Genomic DNA, 22,815 nt, shown 5'->3' with positions numbered 1-22,815 from the left:
GCGTCCGCTGTTTCGTGACACGCGGCCGGTTCATAACGCTGGAGGGCGGCGAGGGCGCGGGCAAGAGCGTGCAACGCGACCGGCTGGTCGCTGCCTTGCGCGCTGTTGGCATCGGTGTCGTGGCAACACGCGAGCCTGGTGGCAGCCCGTCCGCGGAAGTCGTGCGCGATGTGCTGCTGGCCCACGGCCTAGCGTGGCAGCCGCTGAGCGAGGCCCTGCTGCATGCCGCGGCCCGAGCGCAGCACCTGGTCGAAACGATCCGTCCGGCGCTCGCCGACGGGCATTGGGTCGTTTCCGACCGATTCAACGATTCGACCCGTGCCTATCAGGGGGCTGGACAAGGGGTGCCGGCCGAGACGCTCGACCAGCTGGACCGCATGGTGGTTGGCGACAGCCAGCCCGATCTGACCTTGATACTCGACGTGCCGGCCGAGGTCGGCCTGGCACGCGCGCAGGGGCGCGGGCAGGGGAGCGACCGATACGAAGCGATGGATCTGTCCTTTCACGAGCGCTTGCGGGCAAGCTACCGCGCAATCGCCAAGGCCGAACCGGAGCGTTGCGTGCTGATCGACGCGACCGGCGATCTTGAGGCGGTCGCCACGGCCGTTCGTGCGGCCGTGCAGACGCGTCTGGGCGTGGCGCTTTAGATGGCCGCCCGCAGCAAGACTGAGACGGCAGATGCGTCTGTGCCGCATCCCCGCACGACGCGCGACCTGCTTGGCCACGCTGAGGGGGAGCATGTGCTGCTGCGCGCCTGGTCGTCCGGGCGCTTGCCGCACGCTTGGTTGATCACCGGTGCGCGCGGGATCGGTAAGGCGACGCTTGCCTATCGCTTCGGCAAGTTCGTATTGGCGGGCGGCGGGCAGGGCGGGGGTCTGTTCGGCGGCGGACCGGAAAGCCTGGATCTGGGGGCGGAGCATCCGGTCGCCCGGCAGGTCGCTGCCGGCAGTCACCCGGATATCTTCTCCCTCGAGCCGTTCATGCCGCGCGAACAGCGCAGTCTGAAACCAAGCGCGGATATCTTGGTCGAGCACGTCCGGCAGGCCGTGCATTTCTGCTTCATGACGCCGTCGAGCTCGGACTGGCGGGTGATCGTCGTCGACGCCGCCGAGGAGATGAACCCCAACGCGGCCAACGCGCTGTTGAAGGTGTTGGAAGAACCGCCGAGCCAGGCTGTCCTGCTGCTGGTCTCGCATGCGCCCGCACGTCTGCTGCCGACCATCCGCAGCCGCTGTGCGCAGTTGTCCCTCTCGACCCTGGATGCGGACAGCATGGCGACGCTGTTGGACCGGCACCTGCCGGACGTCGGCGAAGACGACCGCGCCGCGCTCGCGCAGCTCGCCGAAGGCAGCATTGGCCGGGCGCTCGACCTGCACAAGGCTGGCGGGGTGGCGCTGTACCGGGAACTGGTGGACCTGCTGACCGGTTTGCCGCAGCTCGAGACCAGCCGACTGCACGCCTTTGCCGACAAGCTGGCACAAGGCCAGGACCCGACAGCTTTTCGGCTTGGCGGGGACTTGCTGGCCTGGTGGCTGGGCCGGCTGATCCGCGCCAAGGCGCGTGGGGAGACGCCGGCTGACGTGGTCGCGGGCGAGGGCGCTGCGACCGCCCGGCTGGCCGCCCGGGGCGACCTTGAACAGTGGCTTAGCCTGTGGGAAAAGATCGCTGGCTTGTTCCGGCGGGCCGAGCGCGCCAATCTCGACCGCAAGCAGGTGGTCCTGACCGCCTTCCTGGACCTGCAGTCCACGGCCTCCTGACGTCGCCGTTCGGGATGCGGCGCGCGGAGCCGGTTGGCCCCATCCCAGGGATCCAGGCGCCGGCGCCGTCGTTCAGCTGCTTCCACACGCCGCAGACCTGCGCGAGAGCCGAGAAGGACACTGCTCATGCCGGCTAACGGCAAAGACATTGCAAAAACACCCTATTACATCACGACGCCGATCTATTACGTCAACGACAAGCCGCATATCGGCCACGTCTACACGACGCTGGCCTGCGATGTGCTGGCGCGCTTCATGCGCTTGGACGGACGGCGGGTGAAGTTCCTGACCGGCACGGATGAGCACGGTCAGAAGGTCGAGCAGTCCGCGCGTAAGAACGGCTTGGAACCGCAGGCCTTTACCGACCGGATGTCGCAGAACTTCCGTGACCTCTCGGCGGCTTGGCAGTTCTCCAACGACGACTTCATCCGGACCACCGAAAGCCGGCATGTGAAGGCGGCGCAGGCGATCTGGGTGCGGTTGAAAGAAGCTGGCTACATCTACCTCGACAAGTATTCCGGCTGGTACGCCGTGCGCGACGAGGCGTTCTACGGCGAGGACGAGCTGACCAGGACCGAGGATGGCCGTATGATCGCGGCCTCCGGCGCGGAATGCGAGTGGGTCGAGGAGCCGAGCTACTTCTTCAAGCTGTCGGCCTTCGAGGACACGCTGCTCCAGTTTTACGACCAGAACCCCGACTTCATCGGTCCCGACGGCCGGCGCAACGAGGTGATCTCGTTCGTTAAGGGCGGTCTGCGCGACCTCTCGATTTCGCGTACCACCTTCAAATGGGGCATCCCGGTACCGGACGATCCGGACCACATCATGTACGTCTGGCTGGATGCGCTGACGAACTACATCACGGCTGTCGGCTATCCCGATGAAAACGCCGATGAATATCAGGCGTTCTGGCCCGCTGAACTGCACATGGTGGGCAAGGACATCCTGCGCTTCCACGCGGTCTATTGGCCGGCGTTCCTGATGGCGGCCGGTCTCGCGCCGCCCAAGCGCGTGTTCGCGCATGGTTGGTGGACCAACGAGGGCCAGAAGATCTCCAAGTCGCTCGGCAACGTGATCGATCCTTACGAGCTGATCGAGACCTATGGCTTGGACCAGACACGCTACTTCCTGCTGCGGGAAGTGCCGTTCGGCAACGACGGCGACTTTTCACACCGGGCCATGGTCAACCGCATGAACAACGACCTGGCCAACGATTTCGGCAATCTGGGTCAGCGCGTCCTGTCGATGATCTACAAGAACTGCGGCGGTCAGATTCCCGAACCGGGCGAACTGCGCCCGGCGGACGAGGCGATGCTGGCGGCCGCCGACAGCGCGCTGGCGCGGATGCGCAGCGAGCTCGCCCTGCAGGCCTTCCACCGCGCGCTGGAGGCGCATCATGCCGTCGTGGCACAGGCCAACCGCTACGTCGACGAGCAGGCGCCCTGGGCGTTGCGCAAGACCGACAAGGCGCGCATGGCGACGGTTCTCTACGTTCTGGCGGAGGTGATCCGCAAGCTGGCGATTCTGGCACAGCCGTTCATGCCGAACGGTCCTGCAGCCCTGCTCGGCCAGATGAACCAGTCGGACGCGGCCCGCGACTTCGCCGCGCTGGGGACCCGCCTGGTGCCCGGGACCGAGATCGCGAAGCCGCAAGGTGTGTTCCCGCGCTATGTCGAGGACGAAGAGACCAAGGGAGCGTCCTGATGCTGGTGGATTCCCACTGCCACCTGGACATGATCGCCGAGCACCAGGACCTGGACGAGGTGGTCGGCCGCGCCCGGCGTGCCGGTGTGCAGACGATGGTGACGATCTCCACCACGCTGTCCGGCTGGGACCGCGTGAAAGAGATCGCCGAAAACTACGAGAACGTCTGGTGCTCGGTCGGTGTGCATCCGCACGAGGCTGGCCCGGAGGGGCAAAGCGCACCGGACAAGCTGATCGAACTGGCGCAGCATCCGCGCGTCGTTGCGATCGGCGAGAGCGGTCTCGACTACCACTACGACAACTCCCCGCGCCAGGCGCAGGCTGAAAGCTTCCGCGCCCACATTGTGGCCGCGCGCGCGACCGGTCTGCCGCTGATCGTCCACACCCGCGAAGCGGACGAGGACACGGCGCTGATCCTGCGCGAGGGCTACGAGCAGGGTCCGTTCTCCTGCGTCATGCACTGCTTCTCCTCCGGCATGGGCCTGGCGGAAGCGGCGCTCGATCTGGGCTTCTACATTTCGATGTCCGGCATCGCGACCTTCAAGAAGGCCGAGGAGATTCGCGACGTCGCCAAGATGGTCCCGGCGGACAAGCTGCTGGTAGAGACGGATGCGCCGTACCTCGCGCCGGTACCGCGTCGGGGCAAGCCGAACGAGCCGTCCTACGTTTCCTATACCGCCGACAGCCTGTGCGAGACGCTGGGGCTTGAGCGTGCGGAACTGGAGCGGCGCACGACCGACAACTTCTTCCGTCTGTTCAGCCGTGCCGCGCGTCCGGCGGAGGCCGCGTGACGCGTCGAAGAACCCGGAGAGCAGACAGGGCGAGGTTGAGGGCAGGGCGGTCGTGACGGCGCACAGCGACATGCAGGTTACGGTGCTGGGGTGTGGCGGTTCCGGCGGAGTGCCGCTCGTGGGTGGTATCTGGGGGGCGTGTGATCCCGCCGATCCGCGCAATCGCCGCCGGCGTCCGTCAATCCTGGTGCGCACGCCCCAGGCGACGATTCTGATCGATACCTCGCCGGATCTCCGCGAGCAGCTGCTTGACGCCGAGGTAAGCAACCTCGATGCGGTGCTGTTCACGCATTCCCACGCCGACCACTGTCATGGCATCGACGACCTGCGCCCGTTGGTTTACGCACGCGGCGAGCCGATCCCGGCTTTCAGCGATCCGGCGACGATGACGAACCTGACGGCGCGCTTCGACTATGCTTTCGCCTCGACGGCGTCGACCCGGTCCGGCTATTCCGCGATGTTGCGCGATCACACAATCCCCGTGGGCGCGCCGTTCAAGTTGTTCGGCCTGGAGATCACGGCGTTCGAGCAGGGGCATGGGCCAATCACCACACTGGGCTACCGGATCGGGCCGGTGGGCTATTCGCCGGATGCGGTGGAAATTCCGGAAGCGGGGTTCCAGGCACTTGAGGGCGTGCATCTGTGGATCGTCGATTGTCTGCGCCATGAGCCGCATCCCAGTCACGCGCACTTCGCCCGGACGATGGCCTGGATCCGCCGCGTCGCACCGGCGCGCGCGGTGCTGACGCACATGAACCATACGATGAACTACGCGGACGTGGCCGCACAGTGTCCCGCAGGCGTGGAGCCCGGACGCGACAACATGACGATCGATCTGGCGGACCTTTAGAAGTCTAAGAAGGCGCGCATAACGCGTTGATCATGCGGAATAAACCAATGTTACTCGATTTCCAGACCATTCCGGGCAAGCGCAAACCGAACAGTGCTTTGGCGCTGCCAGGCCATGCCACGCGCACGGACGCGGACCTGGAGAGCCCGATCTTTCCGGCGACGGTGCAGCAGGTGCGCGATGCGGTCGTGTCGATCGCATCGCGCGAACCGCGCACCCATCTGCTGCATCTGGATCGGGAGGCGATGCAGGCGGAATTCGAGCAGACCTCCAAGGTTTTCCGCTTTCCCGACAAGATCACGGTGGCCTTCGAGGCGGTGGATGCAACGCATGCCACGCTGTCGATCTACAGCCGGGCCAAGCTTGGCTATTACGACTTCGGCGTGAACCGCAAACGGGTGCAGCGTTGGCTATCCGAGCTGCGCGAGATGTTGGGATCGGCAAACGCGTAAGGTTGGTTTCGGCGATCTGACTTTTCCATAATATGTATTATGCGCGGAACGTGTCCGTATCTGCCGTCGTCCGCACCACGCCGCACCTGCGTGCGGCCTTGGACGCGTTGGCGGCTCTCGATCTTCCGGACGCTTGGATCGGCGCGGGAGCGTTGAGGAACGCCGTGTGGGACGTGATGCATGGCCGTGCGCCCGAGCGTCCCAGTGACGTCGACGTCGTGTACTTCGATCCGGAAGATGACGGCTTCCAAGAGCACCGCATTGAAGCTGAGCTCTCGCGGCGCGCGCCAGCCTTCGTTTGGGAGGTACGCAACCAGACACGGATGCATGCCCGTCACGGGCACGCGCCATATCGTTGCACGGCCGAGGCCATATCATACTGGGTCGAGACAGCTACCGCAGTCGCGGTCCGTCAGATCGGCACCGACCGTTACGAGTTTTTGGCGCCTCACGGTCTGGGCGACCTTGAATCGCTCCGGCTGCGCGCGGTGTCGTCCGATGACAGGACGACGCGCGCACTGTCGGAGCGCGCGGCGCGAAAACGCTGGGTCGAGAGATGGCCCCTGCTGTCTATTGAGTCCTAACGCGCTGTGGACTGTCGTTCATGGACGACCTTATCGGCGAGCCGCCCGGACAGTTCCTGTAGATGGTCGTAGGCGTGCTCGAAGAAACCGACCCCCTGGGTCACAGAGCGCAACTCGACGATCAGATCGCCCAGCTCGCTTGCGGGCATATGGGCACGCACCTCGTCCCATCCGGGCCAGTCAGCCTTCTCCTCGATGCCCAGGATTTGACCGCGCTTGCCCGAGACTAGGTTGGTCACGCGGGAGATGTATGCGCGCGGAGCTGCCAGACGGACCTCATCGATCGGTTCCAGCAGTACGGAGTCACAGTCCTGCAGCCCTTCCTGCATGGCGATGCGACCGGCCGTCCGGAATGCTTCGTCGCTACTGTCGACAGAGTGGTACTGCCCGTCCAGCAGTTCGACGGCGACGTCGACCACCTCGAAACCGAGCGGTCCGCGCTGGAGCCCTTCGCGGACGCCGGCCTCGACGGCCGGGATGTACTGCTTCGGCACCGCGCCGCCGACGATCGAACTGGTGAAATTGAAACCGGCGCTGCGCGGCTGCGGAGAGATCTCGACCTGGATATCGGCGAACTGACCGTGGCCGCCGCTCTGCCTTTTGAAGCGGGCGTGGTAACGGGTCCCCTTGCGGATTGTCTCGCGGTAGGAGGTGTGCGGACGGGTGCTGTCGACGGCCACGTTGAAGCGGTTGCCCAAGCGCTCTAGCGCAATGCCCAGGTGCAACTCGCCCTGCCCGCGCAGCAGCAAACCTTGGTCCTCCGTCGTCCGGTCGAGGATCAGGCTGGCGTCTTCTTCCCTGAGCTTACCGAGTGCGCTGGTCAGCTTGACCTCGTCTTCCCGTCGCTGTGGGTGGACGACCAATCCGTAAACCGGGAAACCCGGTTCGGGCCAGGCGATCTCCGGGGAGACCACCCTACCCTTCGGGCCGATCACATCACCGGTGTGCAGGTCCTCGATCCGTCCCAGGGCTATGAGGTCGCCGGCCTCTGCACGCGCCTGTTTGATCAGTTCACTGCCGAACATGCGGTAAAGGCTGCCCAGCCGCTGACCCGCGAGGTTCGTGTCCTCGCGCAGCTCGCCCTGCCAAAGACGTATCAGGCTCAGCTTGCCAGTATGCGGCAGGTAGAAGGTCCGCAGCACGCAGGCTGCCAGATCACCCGCTTGCGCGCCCGCCGCTTCGGGCACGTTCAGCCGTGCAGCGGCCACGCTGGGGTCTGGCGTCTCGTGACGCAGGGCCTTCCAAAGGCGCGTAACGCCGTGGTCCCGCTGCGCGGCACCCAGCATCACCGGCACGATCTTGTCGTTTGCCAGGTCCTGTGTGATGTCCTGATAGATCTCCTCGGCCGGCGGCACGACGTCCTCCAGCAGTTTCTCAAGCAGGGCGTCGTCGAAGTCTGCCAGCGATTCCAGAAGCTCCTGGCGCGCCGCATTCTCGTCATCCTGCACACTCTCCGGCATCCGGATCAGCTCGGAAGACTGTCCGGTGCGGTAGCGATAGGCGCGCTCGCTCACCAGGTCGACGTAGCCGGTCACGCGATCGCCGTCGCGCAGAGGCACTTGACGCAGGACCAACGGTCGGGACGAGACGTCCTGGAGGGCGGCGATCAGCTCTTTGATCGGGCCTTGTGGGGCGTCGACCTTGTTGACGAACAGCATGTGCGGGATGCGGTGGGCGTCGAGGAAGCGTAGCAGCGGTGTCAGCGTCAGTGCCTTGGCCGGATCCGGATCGACGACCACGACCGCGACGTCCGCCCCCATCAGGCAGGTCTTGGTGTCCTGCATCAGCTCGATCGAGCCAGGGCAATCGATCAAGGACCAGGATTCGCCAAGGAACTCGGCATGGGCGATGTTCGGCTCCGTCGACATCTCGCGTCGCCGGGCCTCCGGACTGTGGTCACCAACGGTATGACCGCCGGCGCCGCTATTCGGCGGGTCGATGGCGCCTGCCGTATGCAGCAAGGCCTGCAACAGGCTGGTCTTGCCGCTGGTCGCGGTGCCGGCCAGGACCACGCAGCGATTGGGATGGGCGGACTCCTGGGCCATGACGTGTCACCTCCCCGTGCTGGCGCGTACGGCCAGATTGCCGTGCGGCTGTCGGGATATCGTCTCAGCAGGCAAAGCGGGAGGACAAGCGGCAAAAAGCCACGCGACACAGCTTGTTACCCAAACAATCCAAGGCTTAAATGCACCCGGCGCACTCCGGCTCTGCGCCCACTGCAAGGCTGTTAGAGCCGAGACCGTGGCACGTTGCGGGCGTTTGCGCGCTTCGCCATGGTTCGTCTGTGGCGCTTTGCCGTACAAGAGGGAAGCGGCCCGGAAGAGCCGTCCAACACAAGGGTATCTATAAAGGGGGTTTACGCTTTGGCGTTTACACATGACTTCAAATGTTTTGCCGGTCGCGCAGCGGCTATCGCGCTGACAGGCGCGCTCGCGCTGTCGGCGTTGAGTGCGCCGGCTACGGCGCAGGACGAGGTGCGCTGGAAGCTGCAGACGGCCTTTTCGCCCGATCTGCCCGGACTGGGGTCGCCGGCGGCCTACCTGAGTGAGCAGGTCGACGCGGCTAGTGGCGGTCGCGTGCAAATCCGCGTGTTCGAGCCAGGCAAGCTGGTTCCGACCCTTGAAATCGCGGAGGCCGTCTCGACCGGCAAGATCCAGGCAGGCTTCAGCGCGACGGCCTACGAACAGGGCCAGGTCCCGGCGGCCTCGCTGTTCAATTCCCCGCCGTTCGGCCTGAAGCCCTGGGCGTTCATGGCTTGGTACTATGAAGGCGGCGGCCATGAGATGCTGCAGGAGCTGTTTCAGGACGAAGGCTACAACATCCACTTCGAACTGTGCGGCCTGACCGGCCCGGAAACCGCCGGCTGGTATAAAGAGCCGATCGAGAGCGTCGAAGACTATGACGGCATGAACATCCGGTTCGCCGGCCTCGGGTCCGAGGTGATCAAGCAGTACGGCGCGTCAGTCACGTTGATGGGGGGCAGCAAGATCTTCCAGGCCCTGCAGACCGGGCAGCTTGATGCCACCGAGTTTTCCATGCCGATGATCGACCGCCTGCTCGGCTTCGACAAGGTTGCCAACTACAACCTGTTTCCTGGTTGGCATGCGCCGGCGAACGCGGTCTATCTGTTCGTTAACAGCGAGTCCTGGAACGAGGCGTCAGAGGCGAACCAGGCGCTGGTCAAGAACGTCTGCCGCGCTGCCACGGCCACCTCGCTGGCCCAGAACGAGTACAACAACGGCCAGATCCTGGAGACCTATCAGGAAAAGGGCGTGAACATTCAGGATATCCCGCGGGAGACCCTGAAAAAGCTGCAGGCGACCACCGAGGAGGTTCTGCAGGCCGAGGCTGAGAGGGACGCCGACTTCAAACGGATCTGGCAGAGTCAGAAGGATTTTCAGAAGACTCACCGGCTCTGGGAAAAGCGCGCCCACCTTCCGGCGGACTTCTACGATAGCGAGTAAGCTGCCCGAGATTCAGAAATTTTCTGGGAGTCGGCCAATACGCGGCCGACTCCTTCTTTTTGCGCGGCTACCCACCCCGCACTGGTCTGGCGCGAGCGCTTTAGGATCGCTCTGCGGCTTTATCGATTTGCGGCTGAGCGATGGCGCCGGCCGTTGCCACCTCTGCCAGCAGTTGCTTGACGCTACGCAGCTGGAACTTCTGCAGGATGTTGTTCCGATGTTGTTCCACCGTACGGTGGGACAGTCCAAGATTGCGCGCGATTTCTTTCGCGCTCAGACCGCGCGCGGTATACGCGAACACGTCCCGCTCGCGTGGCGTTAGGGTGTTGAATACCCTGGAAAAGTGTGTCGAAGGCTGCTTCTGGCTCAAATCGCGGACAAGGGACAACGAAATCAGCTGATCCCCTACGTTCGGCAGCGGCGTGAGGGTGTGCTCGGTCGGAAAGCAGGTCCCATCGGCGCGGCGCATCCAGAGTTGGCCGTGGAATGGCTGCCCGTGCTCCAGAATGCCTTGGGACGACTGCGCGAAGCCTTCGTATGCGTCTTCGGACAAATGGAGCAGACAGGTCGTATTGCCGAGCAGCTCGTCCATTCGATACCCAAACATCCGCTCCGCGCGGCTGTTACACGCCATCACCGTGCGGTTGCCATGTTCGATCATGAAGGCTGCTTCAGGCATGCTTTCCAGCAGTGCCATCAGCAGCCGCGTTTCGATGCGGTCCTGCGACAGTTCGTTGGCGTTCGCAAAAGGCCAAACAACCGTCATCTTGGGGCTTCCTTCTTTGTGACCGGCCGTTTCGCGCAAGCCGTTACCCGATAACGCCGGGCGCTGGGATGCGCGAAATCCGGGGGTATTTTGTCTCCAAACACATAGTTGGTTGTTGGTTAATAACTGGCCAAGACAGCATGTTCGGAAACCATACAACGGTCACTTAGCTGAACATGCTGCACCACGCGCTAACCTCCGTATTTCAACGGATATCCACAGCGATCGCGATCAGGCATGTCACAGGTGCCCGCTGGGGGTGTGACACCTCCTGCGGGTATATGATCCACTGGATTCGTGCGGAAGTACTACGTTGGCGAAGCCCTTGCGTACCTTTAAAGACGTGCACAGCTGCCCGGCTCCACTGCGCAGCCTGCACCAGTATTGGCAGAGCAAGCGTCAGGGCAATGCCCTGCCGACGCGTGATGACATCGATCCGATCGAACTACGCAGCTATCTTGGCCGGATCACGCTGGCGGAGCGGCGGGGGAGCGAGTTGGTTTACCAGCTCGTCGGCGCGGACCTCGCGAGTGAATGGGGGTTTGAATCGACCGGTAAGCGCATTGTCGAGACCGTGCCGGCCTCGCACAGGGACACCTTCGTCGCCCTTTACGCCACCGTGCTCACCGAGGCCTGTCCGGTGCACGCGACACTCCCGCCACCCAGCCGACGGGAATCCGATCTCACGATCGATAAGTTGTTCCTGCCGCTGTCATACGACGGCCGGTCGGTCGACATGGTGCTGACGTATGCCACCAAGCCGCGCGAGCGGCGCACGGAAGAGCCTTAAAGCGTGAGATAGCCCATATAGCCGGCGTAGAGCGCCAGGAACACTCCGCCCTCCCGCCGGCTGATCTTCAACCCGCTGAGGGCAACCGGCAGGAGTGCGGCGCTGACGAAGACCATCAGGCCCAGATCGACCCAGGTGATGTCGGGCGGCAGATGCAGTGGCGAGATAAGACCTGTCAGACCCAGGATGCCCAGCACGTTGTAGATATTGCTTCCCACGACATTGCCGAACGCGACGTCGCTGTGTCCGCGCAAAGTGGCAACGATCGCGGCCGTCAGTTCCGGTAGCGACGTGCCCACCGCGACGATGGTCAGACCGATCACGCCTTCTGAGACACCGGCGCTTCGGGCGATCCCGACGGCACCATCGACCAGCCACCCTGCCCCCAACAGTGTCAGCCCCAGACCCGCCGCGGCCGTCACGAACGCGAACGGCAACGCCATACCGGTTGCCGGGACCTGCGCGGCCTCGTTTGCATGCAGTTCCGCGCTCGCCCCGTCCTGCTGATCCAAGCGGTAAGTCCAGACGACATAGAGGGCAAGCGCGGCCACGAAGGCCAAACCGACCATCCAGCCGATGCCCCCCAGTCCCAACAACACCGCCGTGGCGACGCCGGCGGTGACGATCACGATCCAGCAGTCCCGGCGTACAGCGTTCGGATTCACGGCGATCGGTGTGATGACCGCGGAGAGTCCAAGGATCAGCAGCACATTGGCGATGTTGGACCCGACGACGTTACCCACCGCGATTCCGGGAACGTCGTCCAGCGCAGCCTGGATGGAGGTCACCAGTTCTGGCGTCGAGGTCCCGAAACCGACCAGCGTGACGCCAATGATCATGGGCGAGATGCCAAGCCGTGTCGCTGCCGCGACCGCCCCGCGGACCAGTAGTTCACCGCCTAGGAGCAGCAAGCCAAAGCCGAGGACAAGAGCTAACGAAGGAGTCACCGACGCATCATTCCATGTCGCCGTATTCCATGTCGCCGTGTGGCGGCGCACGACCCATACGATTGCACCAAGGGCAAAACACGAACGCGCTACGCACGCAAGGGCGGGCTCCGCTCTGCACGGAACCCGCCCTTTTATACCTCAGCTGTCGATGTGGGTGGTACGTTAAGCTGCGCGAATTTTACCGATCACATCCGTTACCGTATCCGACAGTCGACTGATGTCTTCGGAAACCTCGTGGATGTGACTGCGCATCTCGTTGGCTTGATTGCCGGTCGCCGTGGCATCGTCAGCCAGGCCGGAGACGGCATCCTGTACGCCTGTGGTGCGCTCGGCCACGCTACTGACCTTGCTGGCGATCTCGCCCGTCGTCGCCTCCTGTTCTTCGACAGCCGAGGCAATGGCATGAGAGGTTTCGTTGATCTCGGTGATCGAGTGGGTAACCCCGTCGATCGCCTCGACGGCCTTGGTGGTATTCTGTTGCACCCCTGAGACCTGCTCGGAAATCTCCTCGGTCGCTTTCGACGTCTGCTGGGCCAGGCTCTTGACCTCGTTGGCGACGACGGCGAACCCCTTGCCGGCTTCGCCGGCGCGGGCGGCTTCGATGGTCGCGTTCAACGCCAACAGATTGGTTTGCTCGGCGATGCCATTGATCAAGGTGACGATGTCGCCGATCCGACGCGCGGCCTCGTCGAGTTCACGGATTTTTTCGGTCGCGTCATCCGCCTGCTGGGAAACTTGAGTCGTCTTCTCCGCCGTCGTCGATGCACGTTGCGCGATCTCTCGGATGGCGGTCGACATCTCCTCGGTGGCCGAGGCCATGGTCGAGACGGCTTCGTTGTTCTCGGAACTGGCGCTTGCCGCGTGTTCCGAACGTTCGGCAGATTGGCTGGCCAACTGTGCGACGGTATCGGCGCTGTTCGACATCTGGGAGGCAGACTTGCGCACCTCTTCCACCGTTTGGCGCACCGAGCTGTCGAGCATGTCGGCAACTTCCGAAAGCACGCGCTTGCGTTCCTCTGTGGCTTGAGCTGCCTGCTCTTCGTTCTCGCGTTCCAGTTCCTTGCGACGCTGCACACTCTCTTTCAGGATCTGCACCGCCTTTGCCATCGAGCCGATCTCATCGCTTCGCTCGCGCCCGACGACCTCCGGCGTGCTGTCATTGTGCGCGATCTGTTCGGTCACACCGGTGAGCGCGACCAGCGGCTTCGCGATCGACGAACCGACCCAGACCAAGACAGCGACGACGGCGAGCACGATCAGGACGCCCACGATCAGAATGCCGCGTTGCAAGCTGTCGGCATTCGCCATGATTTCGCTCGTCGGGGCGCTGACAATGGCGGTCCAGGTCGTGTCCCCACCGGCAAACTGCACCGGGACCGCCGCGAAAAGCGATTCGGTCCCGCTTAGATCAACTGTCTGCAAGCTCGTTTGCCCGGCTTTGGCGCGCTCCAGCGCGTCGCGGAATTCCGGGGCACTGACCATCTTACTCAGGCGCGAGCCATCTGGGTGCGACACCCATAGGCCGTCTTCGCTCAGCAGTGCGCCAAACCCGGTCTCGAAAATCTCGATACTGGCGATCTGTTCTTGAAGGTCGGTCAGTCCCAAGTCGATCGTCGTCACACCCACGGCTTTGCCGTTGTGCATGACCGGTGCGGAGGCGGTGGTCATCAAGACATCCTTGCCGCCGACCGGATACAGGTAAGGTTCGGTCAAGACCGGGGCTCTCTTCGCCATGGGGGCGTCGTACCAAGTCTCCGACCCGGAATCGCCGCCCATGACCAGGGGCTCCCAAGCAACAGATCCCCCATCGTGGTAAAAATAGGGAACAAGACGCCCTTGGGCGTCGTTAAAGCCTATATCACGATGATTCGAGTCCTGGCCCAGGACGTTTGGCGCGGACCCTAGACCGCCACCAACAACGCCGGGATTGTCGGCAATGGTCTGCTGCACGACGCGCGCATAAGCCGAGCGGTCGGACCCGCCACTGCGAAGCAATCCTTCCAGCGAGGACGCCATTGTGCTGGCGAGTGTTTCAGCACGCCCGATTTCACCATGTGTTGCTTCGGCAATACGTTCTGCCTGCTGAGCAAGTATTTCCCGACCCGACTGATGCGCAAAATTTCCTTGTTCGATCGATACATACGCAAAAGTGCCAGCGAAACCTGCCAGGGTTACCAAAGCAGCTGAAAACGCAATCCGTCTTGAAAGCGTCATCTTGATCAAGCCCGTTCTCCTCCGCACGATTTATACCAACCCATGCGGAAATTCCCGCGAATTCTTTAAAGTCATATTAATTGCTATACGAAGGTTTGCGGATCTCTTGGCTTTCCTGGTCCCAGACATTGCTTGGCTCAGCAGAGCCCGGATTGTAGTTTTACCGTCGAGATGAGCGAACAGAACGACACCCCCCAGAAAGCGGCGCCCCAACCTACCCAGCCGATCCCCCGTCATTCGAGCGGGATCGACCGGCTGCGTGCCGTCATGGCCTGTCTGCGCGACCCACACCGCGGTTGCCCGTGGGACATCGAGCAGACCTTCGCGACGATCGCCCCCTATACGATCGAGGAGGCTTACGAGGTCGCCGAGGCCATCCGCAACGCCGACATGGGTGAGTTGTGCGATGAACTGGGCGACTTGCTGTTGCAGGTCGTCTATCACGCGCAGATGGCCAGCGAAGACGGCCAGTTCGATTTCGACGACGTGGCGGCCGGGTGCGCGGACAAGATGATCCGCCGGCATCCGCACGTGTTCGCCGATGAACGGGTGACCGGCGCGGATGCCCAGACGGTCAATTGGGAACGCCAGAAGGCCGACGAACGTGCTCGCAAGGCACGCGCCGAAGGGCGCGACCCGAGTGCGCTGGACGATCTGTCGCTTGGCCTGCCAGCCCTGATGCGAGCATCGAAGTTGTCCAAGCGCGCGGCGCGCACGGGGTTCGACTGGCCAGAGGCGGAGCAGGTGTTCGCCAAGATCGATGAGGAGATCGGTGAACTCCGCCAGGAGATCGCCCGGGGCGATGCGCCAGAGGCGGTGCACGAGGAAATGGGCGACCTGTTGTTCACCGTCGCCAATCTGGCGCGCAAGCTGGACGTCGATCCGGAGACCGCGCTGCGGGATGCCAACGCCAAGTTCGAACGCCGCTTCCGGGAGGTCGAGCGGCGCGTGGCCGCGGAAGGTCGACGGCCGCAGGACTGCTCCCTCGATGAACTTGAAGCTCACTGGCAAGCCGGCAAGCGGAGCGCTGCGGCAGACTGATGGCGTGCAACAGATTGCCGTACAGATTCTGAAATAGACTGAATAACAGTCGATTATGGGAGGAAGCTAATGTCGATCGACAGCGAAAAGGTGGATCCTGCCGAGTTGACCGTGCTGGTCACCGGCGCCACCGCCGGTTTCGGCTATGCCACCGTCAAGCGCTTCCACGAGCAGGGCGCCAAGGTGATCGCCACCGGCCGTCGACAGGAGCGTCTCGACGAGCTGGCCCAGGAGTTCGGTCACGAACGGATCCACACGGTCAAGCTCGACGTCCGCGACCGCGAGGCCGTGTTCAAGATGGTCGACAACCTGCCGTCCCTGTTCGCCGAGGTTGACGTGCTGGTCAACAATGCGGGCCTCGCCCTGGGGCTGGAAGGCGCTCAGGATGCGGTGATCGACGACTGGGACACCATGGTCGATACCAACTGCAAGGGCTTGATGTACTGCACGCGCGCGCTCCTGCCCGGCATGTGCAAGCGCGATCGCGGGCACATCATCAACCTGGGCTCGGTCGCGGGCTCCTACCCCTACCCTGGCGGCAACGTCTACGGCGCGACCAAGGCGTTCGTCGCGCAGTTCTCGCTCAACATCCGTTCGGACCTGCTCGGCTACAACGTGCGCGTCACCGACATCGAACCGGGGCTGGCGCACACCGAGTTTTCCGAAGTGCGGTTCAAGGGCGACACCGAGAAGGCCAAGAAGCCGTACGAAGGCCTGCAGCCGTTGCGTAAGGAAGATGTTGCCGAGACGATCTACTTCGCCGCAACGATGCCCCGGCACGTCAACATCAACCGGCTTGAAGTCATGCCCACGATGCAGGCCTTCAACCCGTTTAAATTCCATAAGGAATAGCGCACGAGATGCGACCCCCCTCCTCCTCATGGAGGAGGGGTGTTATTTACAAAGTCCTATCCTTAGGCGTTGAAGTCCAAACCCCACGGCGCATACCGCTCGGGATCGTCGGTCCAGCCTTCGCGGACCTTGACGAACAGGAACAGGTGGACGGGCTGGCCCAGCTGTTCGGCTAGATCGGCCTGGGCGGCCTCACGCACCTTGCGGATGTTGCTGCCCTGCCGGCCGAGCGCGATCTTCTTCTGCGCTTCGCGTTCGACGTAGATCGCCTGCTCGATGCGTACGCTGCCGTCGTCGAAGGATTGCCAGTCTTCGGTCTCGACGGTCAGGGCGTATGGCAGTTCCTCATGCAAACGCAGGAACAGCTTCTCGCGTGTGATCTCCGCGGCGATCAGGCGCATCGGCAGGTCGGACAGCTGATCCTCCGGGAACAGCCAGGGCCCCTCCGGTACCTGACCGGCCAGATAGCTCCGCAAATCGTCGACGCCGTCGCCGGTCTCGGCCGAGATCATGAAGGTCTGCTGGAACGTGCCTTCCTGATTGAAGCGGGCGGCGATCTCCAGCAGCTTCTCGCGCTTGATCCGGTCGATCTTGTTGAGTGCGAGCACCATCGGCGTCGACAAGTCGTTGAGCCGGCGGACGATGCGCAGCGTATCCTCGTCGATTCCCTTGCGCGCGACGTCGTAGAGCAGCACCACCACATCGGCGTCGTCGGCGCCCTGCCAGGCGGAAGCGACCATCGCCCGCTCCAGCCGGCGTTTTGGGCTGGTGAAGACGCCGGGGGTGTCGACGAACACGACCTGGCTGTCGCCTTCGACCGCCACGCCGCGTACGCGGGTCCGGGTCGTCTGGACCTTGTGGGTGACGATCGACAGCTTGGCGCCGACCATCCGGTTCATCAGGGTCGACTTGCCGGCGTTCGGCGCGCCCACCAGCGCCACCACGCCACAGCGGCCCTGACGTGGCGTTGGCGCGGACTCGCCGTCGCCGGGCGGGATTGGCTGATCCGTCATCTTTGGTTTGTTCCTTCAGCCGTCTGCAGGCGCTGTAGAAGACGCGTGGCGGCGTCCTGTTCAGCCAGGCGCTTGGAACGCCCCTGCCCGCGTTCTCCATCAAATCCGTCGACCATCGCTTCCACGGTGAATTGCGGATCGTGTGGCGGTCCGCTCCGCTGGACCACGCGGTAGGTCGGCAGCGGCAGGCCGCGACCTTGCGCCCATTCCTGCAGCGCGGTCTTGCTGTCTTGTGGGGGCTTGCGGTCCTGCCGGACCAGCGGGTCCCACTTCGGCACGACGAATGTGCGTGCCGCGTCCAGCCCAGAATCCCGATATAGGGCGCCGATGATGGCTTCGCAGACGTCGGCCAGCATCGTGGGGTTTTGCCGGCCGCCGCCCTCATCCTCGCCTTTGGAGATATGCAGGAACTCGCCCAGGCCGAGGTCGCGCGCAACCTCGGCCAGCGCCTCTCGGCTGACCAGGAAGGCGTGCCGGCGGGCAAGCGCTCCTTCCGGCTCGTCGGGAAAACGCTCCAGCAGCATGTCCGCCACGATCAGACCGACCACCCGATCGCCCAGGAATTCCAGACGCTCGTAGCTGACCAGTTCAGCCTTGCGGCTGCCGGCGGCGCTGGAGTGCGTCAGCGCCTGTCGGAGCAGTTGCGGATCGGCAAAGCGGTGGCCGAGCCGTTCGCTCAGCCGGTCCAGGTTGGCGTCGGCGTTAGTCGATGCCATGGAGCAGCCGTCCGTAGCGGATCGCGGTCGGCCAGTTCCAGACTTCCCAGATCGACGCGGAGCCGTCGTGGCTGAAGAACACGACCTCCGCACGGCCGACCAGATTTTCGAACGGGACGTAGCCGACGCGCTGCAGCGCCCGGCTATCCTGTGAGGAGTCCCGATTGTCGCCCATCATGAAATAGTGGCCCTTCGGGACTTCGTACACCGGTGTGTTGTCGAAGTAGTTTTCGTCGCCGCGCTCGCGGATCAGATGGGTGCGCCCGTTGGGCAGGGTTTCGCGGTAGATCGTGACCGCCGCCTGCCCAACCCGTGTCTCACGGACCTTCTCGCGCTTCACCGCCTCGCCGTTGATCTGCAGGATACCGTCGACGACTTGGATCCGGTCGCCCGGCAAGCCGATCACCCGCTTGATGTAGTCGGTCGAGTTGTCGGCGGGCAGCTTGAACACAGCCACGTCTCCGCGTTCCGGTTGGTCGGCCATGATCCGGCCGTTGAACAGCGGCAAGCCCAGCGGTAACGAAAAGCGCGAGTAGCCGTAAGCATACTTGGAGACGAACAGGTAGTCCCCGACCAGCAAGGTGGGGATCATCGAGCCGGAGGGGATCGAGAAGGGTTCGAAGGCGAAGGTGCGGATCACCAGTGCGATCAGCACGGCGTAGATCACCGTGCGCAGGGTCTCACCGAAGCCGCCCTTGTTTTGCTTTGTCGCCATTTTATCGACTGCACTCGTTGTCTTGGACGCCGCCCGGGGATCCGGGGACGGAACGGAAGTATGGGCGTCAGGTCTGCGTTGCCGGCACAGCGGAGATCAGCACGAAAACGTGCGCCAGCGGATATTCGTCGGTAATCGTGACATCAATTTGCGCCGTCATCCCGGCCGGGGTCAGCTCCGACAGCCGGTCTGCGGCCCCTCCGGTCAGGCTCATTGTCGGCTGGCCACTCGGGCGATTGACCACACCCATGTCGACCCAGTACACGCCCCGGCGCGGGACGCCGGTGCCAAGCGCCTTGGCGCAGGCTTCCTTGGCCGCGAACCGCTTGGCATAGGTGGCTGCCCGGTTCGCACGGCGCTCGGCGCGCGTTTTCTCGGTCGTCGTGAATACCCGGTCGGTGAAGCGGTCACCGAAGCGTTCCAGGGTCTGCTCGATCCGACGGATATCGCAGATGTCGTTGCCGATCCCGATGATCATAACGCCGCTGCAGCCGCCTCGCGTGCTTGGTCCATCAGCTCGCGCATCCGCCGGATTGCGGCGTCCAAACCGGTGAAGGTTGCCTCGCCAATCAGAAAATGCCCGATGTTGAGTTCGACCACCTGGGGAAGCGCTGCAACCGGCTTCACCGTGTCGAAGGTCAGACCATGACCGGCATGACACTCCAGACCAAGCGCTGCGGCCAACCGGGCGCCCTCGACGATCCGGTCGAGTTCGCGATGGGTTGCGTCGTCTGGCGCCTGCCCTTGCGCCGCGGCTTCCAGGAAAGCATCGCAGTAGGCGCCGGTATGCAACTCCACGACCGGAGCACCGATCGCCGCCGCTGCTTCCAACTGCTGGCGTTCGGGATCGATGAACAACGATACGCGTGCCCCTGCGGCGCCCAGCTCGTCTACGAAACGCTTGAGCGTATCCTGTTGGCCGGCGACGTCGAGGCCGCCTTCGGTCGTCACCTCCGCGCGGCGTTCGGGGACCAGACAGCAGGCGTGTGGGCGATGCTGCCGGGCGATCTCCAGCATTTCCTGAGTCGCCGCCATCTCCAGATTGAGTGGTACGGTGAGTTCAGCACTCAGCCGTTCGATGTCGCGGTCGACGATGTGCCGGCGGTCTTCGCGCAGGTGCGCGGTGATCCCATCGGCCCCCGCCTGCTCGGCCAGCTTGGCGGCGCGGAGCGGATCTGGGTGGCGACCGCCACGGGCATTTCGCAGGGTGGCAATGTGATCGATGTTGACGCCGAGCCGGATCGGCTGCGTCATGACTGCTCTCCCTTGGCCTCGGCACGGGCGGTCTTGGCGGCGGCTTTGGCGGCGCGCTTGGCCTCCCGACGTTCGCGAGCGCGGGCGCGGCGCGCCTCGCGGTGCGCTTGATATCGGGCCACGGCCTTATAGCACGGCCAGAAGAAAATCAACCACGCCACCAAGGCGGTCGGCAGCCCGCCGATCAGCATGGGGTAGAAGACATCCCAGGTGTGGTCGAAGATGTAGTTCAGGGTCAGTTCGTCGGGCAGCGCAGTGCCGTTCGGGTGCCCCAGAATGAGCCGGCCGAGCCAGAAGATCGCCGTCCAGATGAAAGGAAAGGTCCAGGGGTTGCCCACGGCTGTTCCGATCGCCGAGGCGATCACGTTGCCGCCGATGAGAAAGGCGATCAGCGCGCCCAAGAGGAAATGAAAGCCAATCAACGGCGTGAAGGAGATCGCCGCACCGCAGGCAAAGCCCGCCGCGATCGAATAGGGCGATCCCGGAAGACGCCGAACGCGGTGGGAGATGTAGATCAGCGCGCGGCGCAAGCCGGCCTTGGGCCAGACCGTATCACGCACGCGTCTCCAGAAGTGCGGCCGCTTGCGGCGCCCGAAAATCATGTCGACATCCGATTGGTTTGGCGCACGCTAGCCGCCGCTAGCTGCGCGCCCGGTCGACCGATGTGATGACTGGTGACGCACGCAGCGCCGCCATCACATTGGTGAGGTGCTTGACGTCGGTCACCTCGACGTCGACCAGCATCTCGAAAAAGTCGACCGACCGATTGGTGATCTTGAGGTTGGAAATGTTCGCCCGGTTCTTGCCGATCACGGTCGACAAATCGCCCAGGCTGCCGGGTTCGTTGGCCACCACGACGTGGAGGCGGCCGGTGTAGGGTTCGTCGGTCTCGTCCGCTTCCCAGGCGAGGTCGACCCAGCGTTCCGGAGCATCCTGGAAGTTCTCCAGCGTCTCGCAGTCGATCGTGTGCACCGTGACCCCCTTTCCGGTCGTAACGATGCCCACGATCCGCTCGCCGGGCAACGGGTGACAGCAGTGCGCGTAGTGCACCGCCATGCCCGGGATCAGGCCGCGGATCGGAATCGCGTGTTCGCGTTTGCCGCTTTTGTTCTTGGCGCGCTGCTGGATCGGGACGACCTTGCGGTCCTTGTCGCTCTCCTTGCTGCCGGGGAAGACGGCGTAGGCCACTTCGCGCGCGGTGATGTCGCCTCGGCCGACATAAACGTAGATGTCGCCGACGTTCTCCGCCTTAAAGCGCTTCAGCACGCCGGCTACGGCCTTCTCGGTAAAGTCGTAGCCCGCCTGACGGAAGGCTTTCTGCAACATCTGTCGGCCGAGCTCGAGGTACTGTTCACGCTCCTTCTGGCGCACGAAGCGGCGGATGCGTGCGCGCGCCTTGCCGGTGACGACGAACTTTTCCCAGTCCGGCGAGGGCGTCTGCGCCTTGGAGGTGACGATCTCGACCTGGTCGCCGTTTTTGAGCGTCGTTTTCAACGGGACCATGCGGCCGTCGACCTTGGCGCCGACACAGGTGTCGCCAACCTCGGAGTGGACGGCATAGGCAAAGTCGACCGGCGTCGAGTTGCGCGGCAGGGCGATCAGGTCGCCCTTGGGCGTGAAGCAGAACACCTGGTCCTGGAACATTTCCATTTTGGTATGCTCCAGGAACTCCTCCGGGTTGGAGGCGTGTTCCAGGATGTCGAGCAGTTCGCGCACCCAGCGGTACTGTCGGCCGTCTACCGAGCGGCCCTGCCCGTTCGTCTCCGCCTCGGCACTCGGCTGCTTGTAGAGCCAGTGCGCGGCCACGCCGTATTCCGCGACCTCGTGCATATCGAGGGTGCGGATTTGCACCTCGATCCGCTGGCGCTGCGGCCCGATCAGGCCGGTGTGCAGAGACCGGTAGCCGTTCGGCTTCGGCGTCGAGATGTAATCTTTGAAGCGGCCCGGCACGACGGGGTAGCGGGCGTGCAGCACGCCCAGGGCGTGGTAGCACTCGGACACCGTGTCGACGATCACCCGATACGCCATGATGTCGGATAGCTGCTCGAACCCGACGTTCTTGACCTGCATCTTGCGCCAGATCGAATAGGGCGTCTTGGTGCGACCGCGGACAGCGGCGTGCACCCCCTCGCCGTCCAGCGCGTATTGGAGTTCCTGGGATACCCGGTTCTCCAAGTCGCCGCCACGCTCGCGCAGGAATTCCAAGCGTTTGACGATCGACTCGCGCGCTTCCGGGTTCAGTTCGCGGAACGCCAGGTCTTCCAGCTCGTCCTTGAAGGACTGCATGCCGATCCGCTCGGCCAGCGGCGCATAAATCTCCATCGTCTCTCGCGCGATCCGCTTGCGCTTTTCCGGATCGCGCATGTAATGCAGCGTCTGCATGTTGTGCAGCCGGTCGGCCAGCTTGACCAGCAGCACCCGGATGTCTTCGGACATCGCCAGCACGAGCTTGCGGAAATTCTCCGCGTGCTTGCTCTGCTCGTTCTGCAGTTCCAGGCGTGACAGCTTGGTCACGCCGTCGACCAGTCGCGCGACGTCCTTGCCGAACAACTGCTCGATGTCCTCGATCGAGGTGTCCGTATCCTCGACCGTGTCATGCAGCAGCGCGGTCATGATCGACGCGCCGTCCAGCTTCAGGCCGGTCAGGATGCCGGCGACCTCCAGCGGATGCGAGAAGTAGGGGTCGCCGGACGCGCGCGTTTGCGCCCCATGCGCCTTCATGGAGAAGACGTAGGCGCGGTTCAGCGCGTCCTCGTCGACGTTGCCGTCGTAGGACTTAACCGTCTCCACCAGTTCGAATTGGCGCATCATCGAAGAACGTCCGCGCTGCGGCTCGTGTCAGGGCCGGGCTGCCGCGTGTCCCGGCTGGGTCGCGTTGCTGGTGCTGGTTGGCGGTGCGAGG

The 22,815-nt window shown here is 63.9% G+C and carries 22 protein-coding genes; 11 read left to right on the top strand and 11 right to left on the bottom strand.

Annotation, left to right across the window (positions count from 1 at the left end):
* Nucleotides 1-14: 14 nt before the first annotated feature.
* From tmk to RHOSA_RS0111870, 7 genes are all read left to right on the top strand, one after another.
* The gene (tmk, locus tag RHOSA_RS0111900; RefSeq protein WP_027288849.1) at nt 15-647 is read left to right on the top strand and encodes a dTMP kinase; all 633 of its coding nucleotides are present in this window, start codon (nt 15-17) and stop codon (nt 645-647) included.
* Nucleotides 648-1,757 carry a DNA polymerase III subunit delta' gene (locus RHOSA_RS0111895; RefSeq protein ID WP_027288848.1) on the top strand — a complete coding sequence of 370 codons (1,110 nt, stop codon included), beginning with the start codon at nt 648-650 and terminating at the stop codon, nt 1,755-1,757.
* A gap of 126 nt (nt 1,758-1,883) precedes the next feature.
* On the top strand, nt 1,884-3,461 hold the full coding sequence (metG, locus tag RHOSA_RS0111890; protein ID WP_037256215.1) for a methionine--tRNA ligase: 1,578 nt from the start codon (nt 1,884-1,886) through the stop codon (nt 3,459-3,461).
* Nucleotides 3,461-4,252, top strand: coding sequence for a TatD family hydrolase (locus RHOSA_RS0111885; protein ID WP_027288846.1), 792 nt, complete (start codon nt 3,461-3,463; stop codon nt 4,250-4,252). Before metG ends, RHOSA_RS0111885 begins: the two co-directional genes overlap by 1 nt.
* 52 nt (nt 4,253-4,304) lie before the next feature.
* Nucleotides 4,305-5,102, top strand: a complete 798-nt coding sequence (locus tag RHOSA_RS0111880) for an MBL fold metallo-hydrolase (RefSeq protein ID WP_244880637.1) — start codon at nt 4,305-4,307, stop codon at nt 5,100-5,102.
* 47 nt (nt 5,103-5,149) lie between these two features.
* Nucleotides 5,150-5,554: a DUF1499 domain-containing protein gene (locus RHOSA_RS0111875; protein WP_027288844.1), complete on the top strand. Its 405-nt coding sequence runs from the start codon at nt 5,150-5,152 to the stop codon at nt 5,552-5,554.
* Between the two features lie 32 nt (nt 5,555-5,586).
* On the top strand, nt 5,587-6,138 hold the full coding sequence (locus RHOSA_RS0111870; protein ID WP_027288843.1) for a nucleotidyltransferase family protein: 552 nt from the start codon (nt 5,587-5,589) through the stop codon (nt 6,136-6,138).
* On the opposite strand, the gene RHOSA_RS0111865 is transcribed toward RHOSA_RS0111870, so the two are convergent.
* A complete protein-coding gene (locus tag RHOSA_RS0111865; protein WP_027288842.1) occupies nt 6,135-8,183 on the bottom strand; it encodes an elongation factor G in 2,049 nt (682 codons plus the stop codon). The genes RHOSA_RS0111870 and RHOSA_RS0111865 overlap by 4 nt on opposite strands.
* Nucleotides 8,184-8,582: 399 nt before the next feature.
* On the opposite strand from RHOSA_RS0111865, the gene RHOSA_RS0111860 reads away from it, so the two are divergent.
* Nucleotides 8,583-9,602: a TRAP transporter substrate-binding protein gene (locus tag RHOSA_RS0111860; RefSeq protein WP_200372028.1), complete on the top strand. Its 1,020-nt coding sequence runs from the start codon at nt 8,583-8,585 to the stop codon at nt 9,600-9,602.
* Nucleotides 9,603-9,702: 100 nt separating this feature from the next.
* Here the strand turns inward: RHOSA_RS0111860 and RHOSA_RS24280 are convergent, their stop codons facing one another.
* Nucleotides 9,703-10,368 carry a LuxR C-terminal-related transcriptional regulator gene (locus tag RHOSA_RS24280; RefSeq protein ID WP_051432088.1) on the bottom strand — a complete coding sequence of 222 codons (666 nt, stop codon included), beginning with the start codon at nt 10,366-10,368 and terminating at the stop codon, nt 9,703-9,705.
* Nucleotides 10,369-10,693: 325 nt separating this feature from the next.
* Here RHOSA_RS24280 and RHOSA_RS24275 point away from each other — a divergent pair, with 325 nt between their 5' ends.
* Complete coding sequence (locus RHOSA_RS24275; RefSeq protein ID WP_169816630.1) at nt 10,694-11,158, top strand: PAS domain-containing protein; 465 nt, start codon at nt 10,694-10,696, stop codon at nt 11,156-11,158.
* On the opposite strand, the gene RHOSA_RS0111845 is transcribed toward RHOSA_RS24275, so the two are convergent.
* Complete coding sequence (locus RHOSA_RS0111845; protein WP_027288840.1) at nt 11,155-12,105, bottom strand: calcium/sodium antiporter; 951 nt, start codon at nt 12,103-12,105, stop codon at nt 11,155-11,157. The two genes, RHOSA_RS24275 and RHOSA_RS0111845, sit on opposite strands and share 4 nt — an antisense overlap.
* A gap of 165 nt (nt 12,106-12,270) precedes the next feature.
* The gene (locus RHOSA_RS22110) at nt 12,271-14,322 is read right to left on the bottom strand and encodes a methyl-accepting chemotaxis protein (protein WP_242468820.1); all 2,052 of its coding nucleotides are present in this window, start codon (nt 14,320-14,322) and stop codon (nt 12,271-12,273) included.
* A 132-nt stretch (nt 14,323-14,454) separates the two neighbouring features.
* Between RHOSA_RS22110 and mazG the strand changes: the two genes are divergently transcribed.
* Nucleotides 14,455-15,363, top strand: coding sequence for a nucleoside triphosphate pyrophosphohydrolase (mazG, locus tag RHOSA_RS0111835; protein ID WP_242468786.1), 909 nt, complete (start codon nt 14,455-14,457; stop codon nt 15,361-15,363).
* 69 nt (nt 15,364-15,432) lie between these two features.
* Entirely contained in the window at nt 15,433-16,215 is a 783-nt protein-coding gene (locus RHOSA_RS0111830; RefSeq protein ID WP_037256212.1) for an SDR family oxidoreductase, read from the top strand.
* A 62-nt stretch (nt 16,216-16,277) separates the two neighbouring features.
* On the opposite strand, the gene era is transcribed toward RHOSA_RS0111830, so the two are convergent.
* The 7 genes from era to RHOSA_RS0111795 all read right to left on the bottom strand — a co-directional run bounded on the left by era (nt 16,278) and on the right by RHOSA_RS0111795 (nt 22,724).
* On the bottom strand, nt 16,278-17,228 hold the full coding sequence (gene era, locus RHOSA_RS0111825) for a GTPase Era (RefSeq protein WP_027288837.1): 951 nt from the start codon (nt 17,226-17,228) through the stop codon (nt 16,278-16,280).
* Nucleotides 17,225-17,944: a ribonuclease III gene (rnc, locus tag RHOSA_RS0111820; RefSeq protein WP_037256194.1), complete on the bottom strand. Its 720-nt coding sequence runs from the start codon at nt 17,942-17,944 to the stop codon at nt 17,225-17,227. Before rnc ends, era begins: the two co-directional genes overlap by 4 nt.
* Nucleotides 17,931-18,659, bottom strand: coding sequence for a signal peptidase I (gene lepB / locus RHOSA_RS0111815; RefSeq protein WP_027288835.1), 729 nt, complete (start codon nt 18,657-18,659; stop codon nt 17,931-17,933). The genes rnc and lepB overlap by 14 nt, the downstream gene beginning before the upstream one ends.
* 67 nt (nt 18,660-18,726) lie before the next feature.
* Entirely contained in the window at nt 18,727-19,137 is a 411-nt protein-coding gene (gene acpS, locus RHOSA_RS0111810; RefSeq protein ID WP_027288834.1) for a holo-ACP synthase, read from the bottom strand.
* Nucleotides 19,134-19,913 (bottom strand): pyridoxine 5'-phosphate synthase, encoded by a 780-nt coding sequence (locus tag RHOSA_RS0111805; RefSeq protein ID WP_027288833.1) that lies wholly within the window; start codon nt 19,911-19,913, stop codon nt 19,134-19,136. The genes acpS and RHOSA_RS0111805 overlap by 4 nt, the downstream gene beginning before the upstream one ends.
* Nucleotides 19,910-20,443: a DUF2062 domain-containing protein gene (locus RHOSA_RS22105; RefSeq protein WP_242468787.1), complete on the bottom strand. Its 534-nt coding sequence runs from the start codon at nt 20,441-20,443 to the stop codon at nt 19,910-19,912. Before RHOSA_RS22105 ends, RHOSA_RS0111805 begins: the two co-directional genes overlap by 4 nt.
* A gap of 109 nt (nt 20,444-20,552) precedes the next feature.
* Nucleotides 20,553-22,724, bottom strand: a complete 2,172-nt coding sequence (locus RHOSA_RS0111795) for a RelA/SpoT family protein (RefSeq protein ID WP_027288832.1) — start codon at nt 22,722-22,724, stop codon at nt 20,553-20,555.
* Nucleotides 22,725-22,815: the final 91 nt, after the last annotated feature.

The organism is Rhodovibrio salinarum DSM 9154, assembly GCF_000515255.1.
GTDB lineage: Bacteria > Pseudomonadota > Alphaproteobacteria > Kiloniellales > Rhodovibrionaceae > Rhodovibrio > Rhodovibrio salinarum.
The sequence above is the reverse complement of the archived record's forward strand: the minus strand, read 5'-3'. Positions and strand labels throughout refer to the sequence as shown.